Below are 15,943 nucleotides of genomic sequence, written 5' to 3' on the forward strand. Positions count from 1 at the left end.
GTTAAGAGGGCCTATGAAAAAAGTTGAACGGATTAACATCATTATGCGGTACATCAATAACCGCGCCCATTTCACCATTTCGGAAATCATGCATGAGTTTAACATCTCCCGCTCAACGGCAATTCGAGACATCCGGGAAATTGAAGCGATGGGAATGCCTCTAGTCGCCGAGGTCGGAAGAGACGGGGGTTATTTTGTGATGCAGAACTCCGTCCTGCCCACTGTCCGATTTACTGATAATGAGATCAAAGCTCTTTTTATCGCTTTCATGGCCACACGAAATCTGCAACTCCCTTATCTCAAGAGCCGCCAATCTTTAGCGGAGAAATTGCTCGGCCTCATCTCTGAGAATCAGCAAGACGACCTTGTCCTATTAAATCAAATCTTGCTCTTTGAAGGGACCAACCCCCACAATCCTGACCTGCTTGATCTATCGGATCTGCCCCATCCTATGTTAGAGCAACTCATCCAGATCCTGCTTGTGGACAGCTACCTAGTGGTTACCGCCGAGGAAGGAAGAGTAATGAGGTCGTACCCCATCTATCTCATGCACCTATATCGTGAGAAAAGCTCTTGGAAAATTGAAGGCTACGACCTGGAAGAGGAGAAGAGGCGGATTATTTCCGTCGACAATCTAACCGATGTCAAACCATACCCGGAGAAGAAAAGAATAAGCAAGAAGAAGATTATAGAACAACTAAGCAAGCAGGAAGAAGCCTTCAACGTAGTCCTCGAACTTGGTCCTAAGGCCATTGCCCAGTTCAAAAAATACCATCCAATAAAAATAACAATTTCCTACACGAATCCTTACCAAACTACGGCTATATTGAAGACCTTCATCAACGTTCATCATCCGGATGAATTGGCCGAGATCACAAATTGGCTGCTTTTCTTAGGTGAAGATATCAAGGTGAGGGAACTACCGACAGAAGTTGTAGAAGGATTACAGATGAGGGTGGATGTTTTGGGGAACAAGTAGGTTATTCAAGTCTCGCAAGGAATTGCTCTATTTGATCCATATAACCTGGCACCGTGATTTGCCGGGGTGCGAATAGACTGATCATGAATGCCCGAAGGTCGGAGTCAGCGGTCTTCTTGCTGAGCATCGAATGCTCTGCGTCAGGGAAGACCGCAACCGTCAGCAGTTCCGGCTTTATTTTATTGCGATATACACGCTCCGTCTCCTTCCAATCCACATGAATATCCTCTTCGCCTAGAAGCAGGAGTACCGGCGAATTGAAATGATGAAGATCTTCCGCGGCGTCCGACAAGAAGTTTTTACTGACAAAAGTCCATCTGTCCTTCGACATCACATCATTTCCCTGCGCGATCTGGAGATATTCGTCATAGCCAGCCTTCTTAATTAAGAGCTGCCGTACTCGGTCGTCATATGCTTCTTCAGCTTGAATGTCTTGTTCCGAATAACCGTCCTGGATCATCTGCTCGCGCGTATGATAGGCTCCTTGCCGCAGCCAGTTAATAGCCGGTGATACAAGGATGCTAAAGGCTAGCTGCTCCTTCCCGGCAAGCTTAGGAATGACCCATCCCGCCTGGCTGGCGCCCCACACCCCGATCCTGTTCGGATCGATCATGGGCTGCCGCCGGGCCCATGCAATCGCCTCGCGAGCCTCATCTACCCGATCATCCATGCTCTGCTCTAACCAGCTTCCTTCAGATCCGCCGATCCCTCTTTTGTTCAGGGACAAGGAGGCATAGCCCAAGCTGGCTAATCGCTCCCATAGTGGCTTATACCCATCATCGTGTGCTGCATCAATCGCCCCATCCCCATGGATAAAGAGGACTAAACCCCGCTGATCCCCAGCATTCCTCGGCAGCACCAAAGTTCCCGTCAGCTTGCCTGCGGACGATGGGATCTCAACCTGCTGCTCTACCATGTCAAAACGGTTTTGCTCTAAAATATAAATTCCTGTGCCTCCAATTAGCATTACGAAGATCACCACATAAATCCATACTTTCTTGTTCCTCATGGTCTCTTTAAATACCCTCCCTTCCTTTGTACCATATAGTCCCACCTGGATTCGTTGAACAACAGATGCAGTATATATCGCTTCTCTCTGGAATGGGTTTGGAACGATAATTGGTCATATAGCTGCTTAGCACGCGGGTTACTGCCAGAGACATGCAGGCTTAGACGGTCCAGCGCCGGGTTCATGGCTACAGCTTGCTGTGCCCATTGCAATAGAAGCTTTCCTACACCCTTACTTCGCTGGTCCGAATGGACAGCAAGGTCTGCAATATAACATTCGTAAGGCTCGGGCTCATGATCTAGTACATACAAGCCGATTAGCAATTTGATCAGGTTCCATCGGCCAAATTGGCTGAGAATCCTCCATGGCGGCAGCCTTTGCTTGTTCCTTTTGATGCCATGATCCGGTCTCCATTTAATCGCAATGCTTCCAATTACCTCTCCCTGATGCAGAGCAACCATTCTTTGAGTTGATGGTTCAGCCCGGACGTATTCCAGCAGTTGTTCGAAAAACAGAGCCAGATCGTCCTCATTCATGCTCGTCAGCATTTGAAACTTTCCATAGAATGCTTGAGCCAGTAATCGTCCAACCTGCCCATTATACTGGGCCTGCATGGGCTCTATCGTAATCGGTACCTTCCCCATGTTCAGCCCTTCCCTTCTGAATTGGCAACCGACGTGATCAAGGCTTGCAGCTCATAGTGCAGCTGGTGGGGACTAAATAGAGATAAATAAGATCTTTCAATGACAACGAGGGGCCCCTGTAGAGGGATGGATTGTGCAGCGGCATAGTCGAGGAATTGCTCAATAAGGTGCTCAAGCTCTTCCTCATGGATCAGACATTGCAGAGTAAGATACTCCCCTTGCGGTAAGGAAACATCTCCCGAAGCTTGCGATTCCAGATATAAGGTAACGGTATTCGAACCGTCATATAAGTAATGGATATCTAACTCAAACAAGTTCGGGACGCGGCCCGCCTCCTCAGCCAGCCGTGCCGCATCAAGCCTCGTATGGGAATCCAGCTCAATGAACCGTCTGAGAAATGTGAGATCACGCTTCTTCACTTGGAATTGGTTAGGCTGCAAGCTGAAGCTTTGCTCCTCATGCAGCACTTTGAGGATGAACCGCTGAAGTTCCTGAAGGCGCTGCAGCTCCGCTTCGATACCCTGCAAGGAATGATGAAGCAGCTGCCGGTGCTGATCCGCTGAATAGGAAGTCATGCAAGCTTTAATGGACTGAACAGGTACCTCCAATTTGCGGAGCAGCAGGATGCGAGCCAGCTCGTAGATTTGGTCCATACCATACTTCCTATACTGATTCGTATCCGTGTAAGCAGGCTGAAGAATACCTTTCTCTTCAAAATAACGAATTTGATGAACCGACACGTTCATCAGCTTGGCTAGTTCACTAATCGTAATTTCGCTCTTGATAACAATCACTCCTAAGGATGAAGCTTGGAATATCTCAACGATACACCCTAGGTCTGACCTAAGGTCAAGACATATTAGAGTTGATAAGCCCTCAGGTAATTAGACAAATGCTCCTTGCCAACAGCCACATGCCGGTTATCCCCTTCCAGCTTGCTGGCCATAATACTCCCCTCCAGAATTGAAAATATAAAGGAGGCCAAAGAGCTCGGATCCAGATCTGGGCGCAGCTCTTTGCTTTGGATCCCCTCCAATAAGATCTGATGAATGGTGGCCAGAAAGCCATTCATGGCTGTAGATGCCTTCTCCCGTAAGGAAGGATGCGTATCATCGCTTTCCACGGCCATGTTCAGTACAGGACAGCCGCCTTTTACTGGCGGGTGATGCACAACATCCGCATAGACATCGAAAATCGAAATGATTTTGTCTATGGCTGACTTCTTCCCCTGGGTAGCAAGGGCAAATTGTTTCGCAACAATCTCTAGTGCATAGGCGAAAGCCTCCAAGGCAATTTCATCTTTACTGCTAAAGAAACGGTAAATTCCGCCTTTCGTAAGTCCTGTTGCATCCATAATTTCATTTATCGAACAACCTGCAAACCCCTTCTGATTAAATAGTTCAGCAGATTTAATGATGATATGCTGTTTCGTTTGTTCTCCCTTTTTCATGACAATCCCCCGCTAAAGTGTTGGTGTCTAAAATGTATCATATTGGTCTTGTTAAAAAGAATCCTATCCGTTATTATATCAGAGACCGATCGGTTTCTAAAATTATATCATATCGGAGGCGACTATATGTATACCATGACGATGCCAGATAGCAGTTTAGCTAAAAAGGCTGCACAGCTTGTCAGCGAAATATCTCCTGAATTTCTGTACAATCACTGCATGCGCACCTATGCATTTGGGGATTCCTTAGGCAAAAAGTACGGTCTCAAGTATGACCAGGAGCTGTTCTTTCTCGGTGCTGTCCTGCATGATGTTGGATTGACGGAACACGTGTGCCGTAAGCATTCATTCGAGCATGAGGGTGCCGACCACGCCGAAAGATTTCTATCCAGTCATGGAGTTTCTCAAGAGAAAATCGATGTAGTGCGTGAGGCCATTATTTTACATGCTTCCGAGATTGCCGCAGAGAAGCAGCCCGAGATCGCTTTAGTACATTTTGGTGCCGGAATGGACATATTAGGCTTACGTGCAGAGGATATATCCGAGGAGATTGTAAAGTCAGTTCTGGAGCTATACCCGAGGCTGGGATTCAAGAAGGCCATTATAGAACTCATCAAATACGACGCCGAATTGAAGAGTAACCATCAGCAGCAGAGTAACTTAAGTGCAGCATTGCTCCAAGCGGGGTTTGAGCGGTGGGTGCTGCATTCTCCTTTTGCAGAGTAAGGACCACCCCGGCTTCGTCTTATTTGTGATCATGCCTCCCTTAACCAGACTAACGCAAAAAAGGCGCCAAAAAGGCGCCCTCTCCAACAAGTCTCCTCATTACCCTCCCGCCAGTGTATCCTTCCGTGTGAGGATCCAGGCCTGAGGCAGGCCTATCCAGAAGCCCGAAACCGGCATAATGACAACCCCCATCACACACAACGCAAGCAGCATCCATCCTAAAGCCGGGGGCGGCGAAATTTCTCTTTTTTTGATCAACCAATCCGTTATATATCCGAGCATGATAAACAGAAAACCGAACATCATGAACCAGAACGAGGTTTCCCGTTCCCACTGCCCCCCCTGAACAGTATTCCACACACCTTCGGAGAAAATCGGCTGTAGATGTTTCATAAAAAGGGCTAAACCGACTACGGTATGAAGCAGTCCGGTCAACATGATCAGAACTCCGATCTGCTGTTTACTTTTGCTTACTGTCATATGCTCACTCCTCTTGATCAATTTGGCTGGAACGGTCATTCATTCGAAATGCTTATCTTACGAGCGGTTTTGGTCGGAGTACTCGGCTCCTCCAGCGTATCGATCGCACTATCAATGACAGCCCGTGAAGCCAGCAGCCATTCCTTCATAGCATTCCGTATATGCCTTTCGGGTTGGTTGTGCTCCAGCTGTTCCAGGAATCGTTCTGCCAGAGACAAACCCTCCCGAGCCCGCTCCAGACCAAGAGTGCTCTTTCTCATGTTCATCACCCCTTTTCCCTAATATCCCGCTCACCGAAACGGATAATTAACCGGTCCTCTGCGTACTTCGCACCCGCCACCGGCCGTCCCATCAATAGTCTTGGCAGAATCACCTTACGCTTGTAGGCACCCGCATTCACGGTCAATTCGTCACCCGCCTGTGTTAAGTCCAGATCAGCCTTATCAACAAAAGGAATCGGGAGCTCAAGCAGCAGCTCTCCGTCCTCCTCCCGGATCGTCTCCGTTCTGCCGCGGTACAGCATCCCGGAGGGATCAAGAGCCCCGAACACGATATCCGCCAGCTCCTCAAGAACCGGTATTCCGACCACCTCCTGCCGCATCATAGGTGCCTTCAGAATCGGCAGCGGCTGGAAGTTCATCACGATCTCTTCCTCATATTTCTTCTGAAGGTTTCGCCAATCTGCCAAAAAGCCTTCCCCCGCTTCATCCGGCAGTATCCGGTTGACAATTACCGCATCCGTATTGAACCCGAACAGATTCAGATAAGTGAACGAGCGCTTCGCTTCAGCAAGCACTATCTTCTCGGGGTTCAACACGATTCTGACCGATGTTGTCTCCGGGTCCAGGACAATCCTCTGCATATCTCCCAGATCCCTTGCAAAACGCTCGATGCTGTCCAGCACATGGTCGGAAGGAAGTTCAACATGGTTAACCAGCTTCGCTACCGGCCGGACGAACTTAACTAACTTGCGTTCATAAGGGAATATCTTCTCCAGCCACCAATTCAGCACGTTGGGATAACTGAGCAGGCGCAGAGTCTCTCCGGTTGGGGCGCAATCCACCACCAGCACGTCGTATTCCCCGCTTTGAGCATGCTTCTTGATCTGCAGTAAGCTGAACAGCTCCTCCATGCCGGGAAAGACCAGCATTTCCTCTGTCGTAATATCCTTAAGCTGAGCCTTATCGAGCATGGCCGATATCCAGCCCTGCACCGCCCCCCAATTGTTCTCCGTCTCTCTTAGGCTGTTCACTTCCTGACCCCACAGATTCTCACTAATCTGTACCGGATCGGGCCCAATAGATACCGCCAGCGAATCCGCCAAGCTATGTGCCGCGTCCGTGCTGAGTATCAGTGTTCGCTTCCCCTGCTGAGCCAGCTTGACTGCAGTGGCTGCAGCAATACTTGTCTTGCCGACGCCGCCCTTACCCGTGTAGATAATAATCCTCATACCGCTCACTCCCTTTTAGTACGATTTCGTAGTATTTGCTTGTAAAAAAACCGGTGTATAACCGGTCATTCCTCAATGTTAATTTTTCTCGCTGAGGTCTTCTTCACATCCTGCCTTACAGGACCTTCACTCTGGAATACCTTGGCTGCCTTAAGCAGGAGTCTCGTAAATTCATCTAATTCCTCGGGTGTAAAAGCCGATTCCAGCCTTCCGAGCATTTCTTGCATGATGTGCTCCCATTCCTTAGCTAGCCGCCGTCCTTCCTGTGTTAGCGTGACAAGCCGCACCCGTTGGTCTTGCGCAGATATAGCCCGGGCGATGAGTCCCTTGCGTTCAAGCCGCGTGGCAATGCTGGTCATCGAGCTTAGCGGCGCTCCCATCTCGGAAGCAAGCTCCGACATCGTCTGGTCTCCTCGAAAGAGCAGAATCAATAGCGTTGACAAATCTGAACGGGTTACCTTTTGTTCCAACTGCAAGGTATCCGTCATGAAAGCGAACGGACGTAAACCGGTCTTAAGGAAGAGGTCATAAAGCTGCTGCATACCGGTAACTCCTTTGTAATACGATTTCGTAGTAATTTCTGTTTTTATATTAATACGATATCGTATTAATGTCAACGAACTCTGTTCTAGCAAATGTCCGCGTCTACACTCCTACCAGATGAAGCCTGTCCGTGGAGTGCTTATCCAATACCTGCAAGTTACCTAGAATACGGTTCTGCGGGCAAGCTGTACCGGCAGATTCAAGACCATCCCGCAAAGGATGGTCTCGTCATTAAAACGTATTATATACACTTTCACATTCTTCCGCGGTTGGTTCATAAAAGCAGTGCTTCTTCCATCGTCCTGCGAGCGGCTGATTATACCAAGTATCCGGGCAGGGTCCAGGATTTTCGAACGATCCAGGGCGGAAATACCATAGGGAGAATTTGGCCGGCCAATTCCGCTCCCCATTTACAGACCGCTGCGCCAACCGGCGTTCCCTATCTCTTGCCTTTTGATAGTACAAACCATGTTGCAGTGCTTCGAACGCGTGCGGCTGATTGATCATTTGGGGAATTGTCCGGATTCCCTTAAAATCGGAGCAATTCGCTCTTACTCGGTTAATGCCGACATTTCCAACAAGGAGCATGCCTTGTTCACCTTCGGTCTCCGCTTCAGCTCGAAGCAACCTTGCCAACATATCAATATCCTGTTTCCTGGCTTTTACAACTGACATTCTGCTCACCTCTTTAGATTTCTAGACTCATCATATTGTAGGCGAAGCGGTTATGTTACTCTGACAGGATAGAAAGCGATAATAAAAAGCCTAGGAGACTAGAAGCTAGGCGCATTATACTCTTCGAGAGCACAGGCCAGCTTCTTTCTGACCGCCTCTCTGAGCTCCCCCGGCTTCAGCACGATCGCTTCAGCGCCGAACGAGAAGAAATATTCGGCAAAGAACGGTATTTCTGAGGGGGTGATCCCCATCTCAAGTGTGCCTGTGCCGTCATTGGAGTGATGTACTTCTCCCCAAGGGAAAATCCAGCTCTTATTTCGGAATAACTCCACCCCTTTTGCCGTTAGCTTCACTTGAACACCTACTCTTTCCCGTTGGCTGTAGAAGTGATGACCCCAGTTCGTTAAATCCACCTCTGAAACATCCACTGTAGACGATAACGCTTCAACATCCGCCAAAACGGCTGCCTCTATCCGATCTACCCGGAATAACCGAAAGGCTTCTTGCAAATAGCAGTAAGCTGGGCAAAACCAATATCCCTCATGGGCATATATACCGATAGGTTGAATCGTTCTCCTTCCAGTCTCACCCTTTCGGGATCCGTAACTGATGGTTACAGGCAGCTTCCTAATGGACGCTTGGAGCAATATCTCAAGGCAGTCAGCCTGTTCTGAACGTGTATGCGTGAAGAAGTCAATTCGGTTCCGCATCTCATCTATCTGACTTTTCACATCTTCCGATAGATACCTGTAGAATTTGCGAAGTGCGGATTCTGCAGATGCCTCGAAGGGCAGTGAACTGAAGTGCCGAAGAGCGTGGGAAGCAAAGAATATGGAGAAGGCCTCATTTTCCGTAAATGAAATCGGTGGAAGGGTTCGCTCAGCAAGCACCTGGTATCCACCTCCCGCACCGACTTGAGAGTATAAAGGTACTCCCATTCCACTCAGCTCCTGCAAATCGCGCAGCATCGTTCGGGTAGACACCCCGAATTCTTCAGCAAGCTCCTTGACGGTGAATTTCCGCTTTCGGTTCACGGCCATCATCAATTCAATCAAGCGCCTCGACTTTCCCATGATATTCACCCATCCCCCCAAATTATTGTGACAAGTTTTGTCATAATTGTATTATACGCTATGAATAAGCCGGATCGCTGGAAGAGGTTACGGCAGAATACGATTAAAAAAGGAGATGGATTGTTCTATGTCTAGAGAACAACGTAAAATGCTGGATGATCTGCTGCGGCATCGTGAACCCGCCAAGTCACAAAGCGTTCAGGAGATGCGCGCGAACTTCGCTGCCATGATGGCGGCAATGAAAGTACCTGCGGACGTGCGAACCGCACCTACGAATCTGGGCAATCGACCAGGTGTGGTCGTTGACCCCCTACAGGATGCACGCCCGGGAATTATTCTCTATTTCCATGGTGGTTCGTATATTATGGGATCCCCTTACACGGCTATGTGCCTTACCGCGAATCTCGTCAGCAAGACCCGTGTCCGGTCCGTCTCACTCGATTACCGCCTGGCTCCGGAGCATCCGTTCCCTGCGGCGCTTGAAGATGCCCTTGCAGCCTATCGCGAGCTTCTGGAGGGCGGCGCTCAGGGAACGTCTATCGTACTTGCTGGCGATTCTGCCGGTGGCGGTATTGCCCTCTCAACTTGCCTGATGGCTCGGGACGCAGGCCTGCCGCTGCCAGCAGCCGTAGTCATGTTCTCCCCAGGATTGGATAGGACACACTCTGGAGCAAGCATAGATAGCAAAATAGGGCTCGACCCGTTCTTCACGCGTGAAAGCTTTACATTTACGGATACCATGTACCTTGCTGGACAAGACCCGAATCATGAACTCGTGAGCCCCGCCAGGTTCGCCGACCTAACCGGATTCCCGCCGCTCCTGCTACAAGTCGGTACTAACGAGCTGCTCCTTGACGATTCCACGCAGTTAGCCGACCGTGCGCGGGCAGCCGGCGTGGATGTAATCCTTGATGTTACCGCCGACGTCCCGCATGTTTTCCAGGCTTTCACCGATATTATCGATGAAGCCGATCAGGCCCTGGATCGTGCAGCGCTTTTCATTACACAGCATCTCATATGAACATGACGTGTATTGCGTTCAGTTAACCACCAAATATATATCAGGGATATGAACAACAAGCCACTCAGCTGTCTGGTGTGGACATCATAGAAAAACTCCCCTTCAATCAGCCGGTTTATTGAAAAACCCTCGCTGTTTGAAGGGGAGCATATTAACAAGCTTTGAAACATCCCTTGCTTATGGCTGTGCTGTTCAGGTTCACTTCCAGACCTCAGTACCATTCTGAAGCAACTGGTAATTATGTGCCTGAGTCGCTTCCATGATGTCGGCGTACCCCCAGAAGTTAGAAGTAACATCCGACCACAGGGATGGCCCGTCGATGTGCTGCACACGGCGCTCAAGCACACGGTTCATGATGACGACCGCTTCGGCACGGGTCACTGCTTGGCCCGGGCGGTAGGTGTGGTCCGGATAGCCAGTTACATAACCGGCAGATTCCGCCTGAGCGATGAATGTGCGCGCCCAATGGCTGCCGATGTCAGAGAACTTCGTGTCCGAGGCAGCCCGGAGCTGCTTAAACTTCGCCACCACCACCGCCATTTCGGCACGGGTGACTTCGGCATCCGGACGGAAGGTACCGTTCGGATCACCGATCATGATTTTCAGGCCAAATACCTTCGCTACGGATCTGTAAGCCCAGTGGGAAGCTTTCATGTCGGTAAATTTCGGGCTTGCCGAAGCGCTTGTATCCTCCGGCAGCAGGCGCGCGAGAATCGCCGCCAGCTCTGCGCGGGTGAGATGCTGGCCGGGACCGAACGTGCCATCCGGGTAACCGTAGATGTACGGTTTGTGGGTGCCCGAAGCGACAGACGCTTGGGTCATGCTGAAGTTATACTGTACAATCGTCTGTCCGACGTGAATCAGACCGCTCCGGATGTAGCTGGTATCGCCTTGCGCTTCATCCCGGAGGTCATTGCGGCTGTCATAGAGAGAATAGCCGTCTTTCTCCGCAACGATGTAGTAATCGGCGTCAGGGTAGACCATCCAACCGTATTGACCCCCGTCACGGGTAGTCTGCGGGTTATGGTTCTGGTTCGGAGCCATGTCCGGAAGCTCCGGAAGGACGACCGGTGTGTCCGGCGTGCGGCCATTGTCGCGATTGAGCTTGGTATCCGCCCAGTACAGCGTGGTTTTGACACCGTCAATCGGTTGATGCGTGATCGAATCGGTGATGACGCCGTACGGGTCGATGAGCTCAACCTGAATGGATGCAGAGCCGCTGCTGTTGACAGTCAAAGTGGCCTTTTGACCAGCAAGCTTTTGACCGTTTGGAGCAACTACATTCAAGACCATCGCATAGGTGCCAGCTGGCACGTTCGGAAGTTCAAACGTACCCTTACTGGTGATTGGAATTTCCGGCAAGTTCAGCGGGCTGCCGTTCGCACCGAAGATTTTCGCGGACATGGTCAGATCCGAGCCGACTTTCTTCATCAGGTCCTGCATTGATGAGCCCTTCGTGGAATCATTATTGCTGGTAACGACTACGGTCACCTTACCCTGGGTGGTGGTTCCCGGAGCTGTACCTCCGCTGTTCTGCACAGGAGTGCGGGTCACCTTCAAGGTGTACTTCTTGGTAGTTCCATCTTGTGCGGTGACTATGACGGTGATCGGATTCTCACCGCTGGTCAGCGAGATTTCAGAAGAAGCGCTGCCGCTGGTGACGACTTCCCCGTTGACCGTTACGGTCGCGGTGGAATCAGCCACCGTTGGAGTCACGGTCACTTTGCTGACCGAGCTCCCCACCGCTGCGGTATACACGGTCGTAGTGGAAGCGAAGCCCGGCTGCAACGGACCACTGCTCAGCTGCAAATGGCTCAAGTCTGCATTACTGGAAGGGGCCCGATGAACGGTCAGTGTATACGTCTTCGTTGAAGTCTGGTCCTCAGCTGTGACGACGACGGTAATGATTGTGTCGCCGACAGCGAGTGAGATCGGTGCCGAAGCGCTGCCGCTGATGACCGAAACGTTGTTGACCTTGACCGTCGCGTTCGCATTATTAACCGTCGGAACGACAGAGAGTTCCGAGACAGCGTTGCCTACATTCACGGTATATGTGGACGTACCGGCCGAGAAGTCCGGATTCAGATCGCCTTGGCTGATTGCCAAGCTGCTAAGAGTCGCATCGCTAGATGGAGCGCGGTTCACGGTAACCGTATACGTCTTGACCGAACCATTTGGCGCCGTAACCTCAACCGTAATAATGTTGGTACCAACGTTCAGATGCTGATTTGACGAAGCAGAACCGCTCGTCACATCTGCCTCATTCACCCTTACAGTCGCATCGGTGTCTGCAACGGTCGGCGTGACGGTGACATCGGTGACTTCGCTGCCGACATTGACTGTGTACGAGGTAGTCCCCGAAGCAAAGACCGGACTCAGCTCACCAGAGGAGATCGTCAAGTTGCTCAGATTGTTGTTGCTGGATGCTGCGCGAATGACGGTTAGCGTATAGGTCGTAGATGAGCCGTCTTCAGCTGTCACCTGCACAGGAATGGTGTTGGAACCGACAAGCAACGGAATGGAGCCTGAAGCTGAGCTGCTGGCAACTGTCGTTCCGTTTACTTTCACGGTTGCCGCGAGGTCAGATACCGCTGGCGTAACGGTCAAGTTGGTCACAGCGTTTCCTACATTCACCGTGTAATCGATAATGTCGGACGAGAAGCCTGGATTCAGTGTGCCCTGGCTGACGCTCAGAGAGTTAAGACTGGAGTTGCTGGAAGAAGCCCGATTGACGGTCAAGGTGTACGTCTTGGTAGTCCCGTCTTGTGCGGTGACTATGACGGTGATCGGATTCTCGCCGCTGGTCAGCGAGATTTCAGAAGAAGCGCTGCCGCTGGTGACGACTTCCCCGTTGACCGTTACGGTCGCGGTGGAATCAGCCACCGTTGGAGTCACGGTCACTTTGCTGACCGAGCTCCCCACCGCTGCGGTATACACGGTCGTAGTGGAAGCGAAGCCCGGCTGCAACGGACTGCCGCTCAGCTGCAAATGGCTCAAGTCTGCATTACTGGAAGGGGCCCGATGAACGGTCATTGTATACGTCTTCGTTGAAGTCTGGTCTTCGGCTGTGACGACGACGGTAATGATTGTGTCGCCGACAGCGAGTGAGATCGGTGCCGAAGCGATGCCGCTGATGACCGAAGCGTTGTTGATCTTGACTGTCGCGTTCGCATTATTAACCGTCGGAACGACAGAGAGTTCCGAGACAGCGTTGCCTACATTCACGGTATATGTGGACGTACCGGCCGAGAAGTCCGGATTCAGATCGCCTTGGCTGATTGCCAAGCTGCTAAGAGTCGCATCGCTAGATGGAGCGCGGTTCATGGTAACCGTATACGTCTTGACCGAACCATTTGGCGCCGTAACCTCAACCGTAATAATGTTGGTACCAACGTTCAGATGCTGATTTGACGAAGCAGAACCGCTCGTCACATCTGCCTCATTCACCCTTACAGTCGCATCGGTGTCTGCAACGGTCGGCGTGACGGTGACCTCAGTGACTTCACTGTCGACATTCACTGTGTACGAAGTAGTCCCTGAAGCAAAGACCGGACTCAGCTCACCAGAGGAGATCGTCAAGCTGCTCAGATTGTTGTTGCTGGACGCTGCGCGAATGACGGTTAGCGTATAGGTCGTGGATGAGCCGTCTTCAGCCGTCACCTGCACAGGAATGGTGTTGGAACCGACAAGCAGTGGAATGGAGCCTGAAGCTGAGCTGCTGGCAACTGTCGTTCCGTTTACTTTCACGGTTGCCGCGAGGTCAGATACCGCTGGCGTAACGGTCAAGTTGGTCACAGCGTTTCCTACATTCACCGTGTAATCGGTAATGTCGGACGAGAAGCCTGGATTCAGTGTGCCCTGGCTGACGCTCAGGGAGTTAAGACTGGAGTTGCTGGAAGGAGTCCGATTGACGGTCAAGGTGTACGTCTCTGTTGTGGTGCCATCTTGCGCAGTCACCAGCACAGTGATCACTGTCGAACCAACCGGCAAGGTGATGGAAGACGAAGCGGTTCCGCTTGCAACCGCAGCTCCGTTAACCTTCACCGTGGCGGTGCTGTCCTGTACCGTCGGCGTCACCTGGAGAGAGCTGACCAAATTGCCAACATCCAAGGAATATTCGTGCGTGCTGGACGAGAACACCGGTGACACCGTCCCTTGCGAAGTCGTCAAATTGCTCAACAGGGCATTGGACGATGCAGCCGCGCGGGTCACCGTCACTAGGTACGACTTGATCGTCGTGCCGTCCTGCGCTGTTACATCAACGGTGATCGGATTAGCTCCGACCGAAAGTGCAATGGTGCCGGAAGCCGTGCCGCTCGGCACGCTTGCGTTGTTAACTTTAACCGTCGCATGCGACTCATTCACCGTCGGTGTGACGGTGAGGCCCGTAGTCGTATAAGGCACGCTTGCGGTATAGTTCAGCTGGCCCGCCGTAAAATCCGGATCTAACGTCCCTTGGCTCAGCGACAAATTATTGAGGGTCGCATCGGACGAAGGAGCGGCCATTGCACGGGTCGCCGTGATGGTGTATACCGTCTGCGAAATACCGTCTTGCGCGGTGACGCTAACCGTAATTGTATTTGTTCCTGGGTTCAAAGGCACCGTCAGATAGCCATTGTATAACGGAACATCCGTCCCGTCGATCTTTACCGAAGCTGCACTGTCTGAAAGTGTAGGTGTGACTTTAAGATTCGAGACTCCGCTGCCTACGCTGACCGAATACGAGGTCGTACCGGAAGCAAACACCGGTGAAACAGAGTATCCTTGGTCAAGCCCTAGTGCGGTCAGCTTGGAATCATTGCTGTAATCTTTCGTCCGAAGGACTCCCGCAGTGCCGACCGTTACGAACCGGTTGTGGGTGTCACCGGCAACTGCATATAATTCCTCCGTCGTGTTGGCGTTCCCGAGAGCGGACCAAGTGATGCCGTCACGCGAGGTTGTGACTGCACCGCCCGCACCGACTGCGACAAACTGATTACCCGCATAAGTAACGCCGTACAGAATAGAATTGGACGACATCCGCCGTGCCCATGATACGCCGTCTGCCGACTGATAGATGCCGGAATCCGCCGCAATGACATAAGTCGGCAATCCGTCAATGACCGCGTACGCAATCATGTTAAGAGTTTCATAAGAAGGACCCGGTGGGGACTGTTTGGTCCATGACGAACCATCTGGGGATGTCCAGATGTTAGCGTTGGTTCCAACCGCAACAAACTGCGGGTTCCCGAGCGTATCAGAGCCGAACGCAACTGATCGGAAGTTGGAAGCGCCGCTCTTATGGATGCCGCTCCAATTAATCCCGTCCGTTGATGTGGCTATCGCGGCGTTGTCCCCTACCGCAACATATTTCGGGCTGCCATAAGTGACTCCCCAAAGCGTATCACTCGGCGTTAGACCGGGAACGATACCGCCATGCCAGGAAGAAGCGTTATCGGTGGAGTACAGCATCTTGCCGCCGAACGCCGAGAACACCCATTTTCCGCCCGCATAGAGCGGTGTCATAAGCGTGTACGCGATTGAACTCCAATCCGTTGCGTTCCATGTCTGCCCGTGGTCGGACGAGACAACCACGTTCGGCGAGTCATCGCCCGCAACGAAGATTCCGTTGCCGTACGCCACACCGCCGAAGTAACCCCCGGTATTCGAGTCACGGGACGTCCATAAGGCGGCAGCCTGGGCCGTGTTGGCAAAGTCGCCAGCTCCGCTGCTGACAAAAATCAGGATAAACGTCATACAAGCACTGAAAAATCGAAGAACATTTTGTGATACAAACCTTTGCGGCACTTGTGGCCCCCCTATTAAATAGTAAGTTGTCGAAAAAGATCGAGAATTTTCGATAGATTCCAATTTAATAGTAGGGGATAGGAAAAAAGTTGTAAATATTATTACT

Annotated in this window: 14 protein-coding genes; 3 read left to right on the top strand and 11 right to left on the bottom strand. The window is 51.3% G+C overall.

The annotated features are described in order from the left end of the window. Nucleotides 1-13 precede the first annotated feature (13 nt). Nucleotides 14-979, top strand: a complete 966-nt coding sequence (locus ACRRNK_RS22135; RefSeq protein WP_433944746.1) for a helix-turn-helix transcriptional regulator — start codon at nucleotides 14-16, stop codon at nucleotides 977-979. A gap of 1 nt (nucleotide 980) precedes the next feature. Here ACRRNK_RS22135 and ACRRNK_RS22140 read toward each other — a convergent pair whose 3' ends face one another. The 4 genes from ACRRNK_RS22140 to ACRRNK_RS22155 all read right to left on the bottom strand — a co-directional run bounded on the left by ACRRNK_RS22140 (nucleotide 981) and on the right by ACRRNK_RS22155 (nucleotide 4,082). After that, nucleotides 981-1,988, bottom strand: a complete 1,008-nt coding sequence (locus tag ACRRNK_RS22140) for an alpha/beta hydrolase family protein (protein ID WP_433944747.1) — start codon at nucleotides 1,986-1,988, stop codon at nucleotides 981-983. Further along, on the bottom strand, nucleotides 1,985-2,632 hold the full coding sequence (locus ACRRNK_RS22145; protein ID WP_433944748.1) for a GNAT family N-acetyltransferase: 648 nt from the start codon (nucleotides 2,630-2,632) through the stop codon (nucleotides 1,985-1,987). Before ACRRNK_RS22145 ends, ACRRNK_RS22140 begins: the two co-directional genes overlap by 4 nt. Nucleotides 2,633-2,634: 2 nt before the next feature. Continuing rightward, a complete protein-coding gene (locus tag ACRRNK_RS22150; protein ID WP_433944749.1) occupies nucleotides 2,635-3,426 on the bottom strand; it encodes a MerR family transcriptional regulator in 792 nt (263 codons plus the stop codon). 65 nt (nucleotides 3,427-3,491) lie between these two features. Beyond that, complete coding sequence (locus tag ACRRNK_RS22155) at nucleotides 3,492-4,082, bottom strand: TetR/AcrR family transcriptional regulator (protein ID WP_433944750.1); 591 nt, start codon at nucleotides 4,080-4,082, stop codon at nucleotides 3,492-3,494. 126 nt (nucleotides 4,083-4,208) lie between these two features. Here ACRRNK_RS22155 and ACRRNK_RS22160 point away from each other — a divergent pair, with 126 nt between their 5' ends. Then, nucleotides 4,209-4,808, top strand: a complete 600-nt coding sequence (locus tag ACRRNK_RS22160; RefSeq protein WP_433944751.1) for an HD domain-containing protein — start codon at nucleotides 4,209-4,211, stop codon at nucleotides 4,806-4,808. 99 nt (nucleotides 4,809-4,907) lie between these two features. Here ACRRNK_RS22160 and ACRRNK_RS22165 read toward each other — a convergent pair whose 3' ends face one another. From ACRRNK_RS22165 to ACRRNK_RS22190, 6 genes are all read right to left on the bottom strand, one after another. Further along, the gene (locus ACRRNK_RS22165) at nucleotides 4,908-5,288 is read right to left on the bottom strand and encodes a DUF6463 family protein (protein WP_433944752.1); all 381 of its coding nucleotides are present in this window, start codon (nucleotides 5,286-5,288) and stop codon (nucleotides 4,908-4,910) included. A gap of 35 nt (nucleotides 5,289-5,323) precedes the next feature. Continuing rightward, complete coding sequence (locus ACRRNK_RS22170) at nucleotides 5,324-5,548, bottom strand: hypothetical protein (RefSeq protein ID WP_433944753.1); 225 nt, start codon at nucleotides 5,546-5,548, stop codon at nucleotides 5,324-5,326. A 5-nt stretch (nucleotides 5,549-5,553) separates the two neighbouring features. Beyond that, nucleotides 5,554-6,738, bottom strand: a complete 1,185-nt coding sequence (locus ACRRNK_RS22175; RefSeq protein ID WP_433944754.1) for an ArsA family ATPase — start codon at nucleotides 6,736-6,738, stop codon at nucleotides 5,554-5,556. A 65-nt stretch (nucleotides 6,739-6,803) separates the two neighbouring features. Beyond that, nucleotides 6,804-7,280: a MarR family winged helix-turn-helix transcriptional regulator gene (locus tag ACRRNK_RS22180; protein WP_433944755.1), complete on the bottom strand. Its 477-nt coding sequence runs from the start codon at nucleotides 7,278-7,280 to the stop codon at nucleotides 6,804-6,806. A 232-nt stretch (nucleotides 7,281-7,512) separates the two neighbouring features. Then, the gene (locus ACRRNK_RS22185; RefSeq protein WP_433944756.1) at nucleotides 7,513-7,956 is read right to left on the bottom strand and encodes a cell wall hydrolase; all 444 of its coding nucleotides are present in this window, start codon (nucleotides 7,954-7,956) and stop codon (nucleotides 7,513-7,515) included. A gap of 98 nt (nucleotides 7,957-8,054) precedes the next feature. Further along, nucleotides 8,055-9,029: a helix-turn-helix transcriptional regulator gene (locus ACRRNK_RS22190; protein ID WP_433944757.1), complete on the bottom strand. Its 975-nt coding sequence runs from the start codon at nucleotides 9,027-9,029 to the stop codon at nucleotides 8,055-8,057. Between the two features lie 127 nt (nucleotides 9,030-9,156). Between ACRRNK_RS22190 and ACRRNK_RS22195 the strand changes: the two genes are divergently transcribed. Continuing rightward, entirely contained in the window at nucleotides 9,157-10,050 is an 894-nt protein-coding gene (locus tag ACRRNK_RS22195) for an alpha/beta hydrolase (RefSeq protein WP_433944758.1), read from the top strand. Between the two features lie 198 nt (nucleotides 10,051-10,248). Here ACRRNK_RS22195 and ACRRNK_RS22200 read toward each other — a convergent pair whose 3' ends face one another. Continuing rightward, nucleotides 10,249-15,837, bottom strand: coding sequence for a cadherin-like beta sandwich domain-containing protein (locus ACRRNK_RS22200; protein ID WP_433944759.1), 5,589 nt, complete (start codon nucleotides 15,835-15,837; stop codon nucleotides 10,249-10,251). Nucleotides 15,838-15,943: the final 106 nt, after the last annotated feature.

It is taken from the genome of Paenibacillus sp. SN-8-1 (assembly GCF_050995535.1).
Classification (GTDB): Bacteria; Bacillota; Bacilli; order Paenibacillales; family Paenibacillaceae; genus Fontibacillus.

Excerpts from the sequence above, each read along its gene's own strand:
- ACRRNK_RS22135 (WP_433944746.1), top strand. The coding sequence starts at position 14 with ATGAAAAAAGTTGAACGGATTAACATCATTATGCGGTACATCAATAAC.
- ACRRNK_RS22140 (WP_433944747.1), bottom strand. The coding sequence starts at position 1,988 with ATGAGGAACAAGAAAGTATGGATTTATGTGGTGATCTTCGTAATGCTA.
- ACRRNK_RS22145 (WP_433944748.1), bottom strand. The coding sequence starts at position 2,632 with ATGGGGAAGGTACCGATTACGATAGAGCCCATGCAGGCCCAGTATAAT.
- ACRRNK_RS22155 (WP_433944750.1), bottom strand. The coding sequence starts at position 4,082 with ATGAAAAAGGGAGAACAAACGAAACAGCATATCATCATTAAATCTGCT.
- ACRRNK_RS22160 (WP_433944751.1), top strand. The coding sequence starts at position 4,209 with ATGTATACCATGACGATGCCAGATAGCAGTTTAGCTAAAAAGGCTGCA.
- ACRRNK_RS22165 (WP_433944752.1), bottom strand. The coding sequence starts at position 5,288 with ATGACAGTAAGCAAAAGTAAACAGCAGATCGGAGTTCTGATCATGTTG.
- ACRRNK_RS22170 (WP_433944753.1), bottom strand. The coding sequence starts at position 5,548 with ATGAGAAAGAGCACTCTTGGTCTGGAGCGGGCTCGGGAGGGTTTGTCT.
- ACRRNK_RS22175 (WP_433944754.1), bottom strand. The coding sequence starts at position 6,738 with ATGAGGATTATTATCTACACGGGTAAGGGCGGCGTCGGCAAGACAAGT.
- ACRRNK_RS22180 (WP_433944755.1), bottom strand. The coding sequence starts at position 7,280 with ATGCAGCAGCTTTATGACCTCTTCCTTAAGACCGGTTTACGTCCGTTC.
- ACRRNK_RS22185 (WP_433944756.1), bottom strand. The coding sequence starts at position 7,956 with ATGTCAGTTGTAAAAGCCAGGAAACAGGATATTGATATGTTGGCAAGG.
- ACRRNK_RS22190 (WP_433944757.1), bottom strand. The coding sequence starts at position 9,029 with ATGGGAAAGTCGAGGCGCTTGATTGAATTGATGATGGCCGTGAACCGA.
- ACRRNK_RS22195 (WP_433944758.1), top strand. The coding sequence starts at position 9,157 with ATGTCTAGAGAACAACGTAAAATGCTGGATGATCTGCTGCGGCATCGT.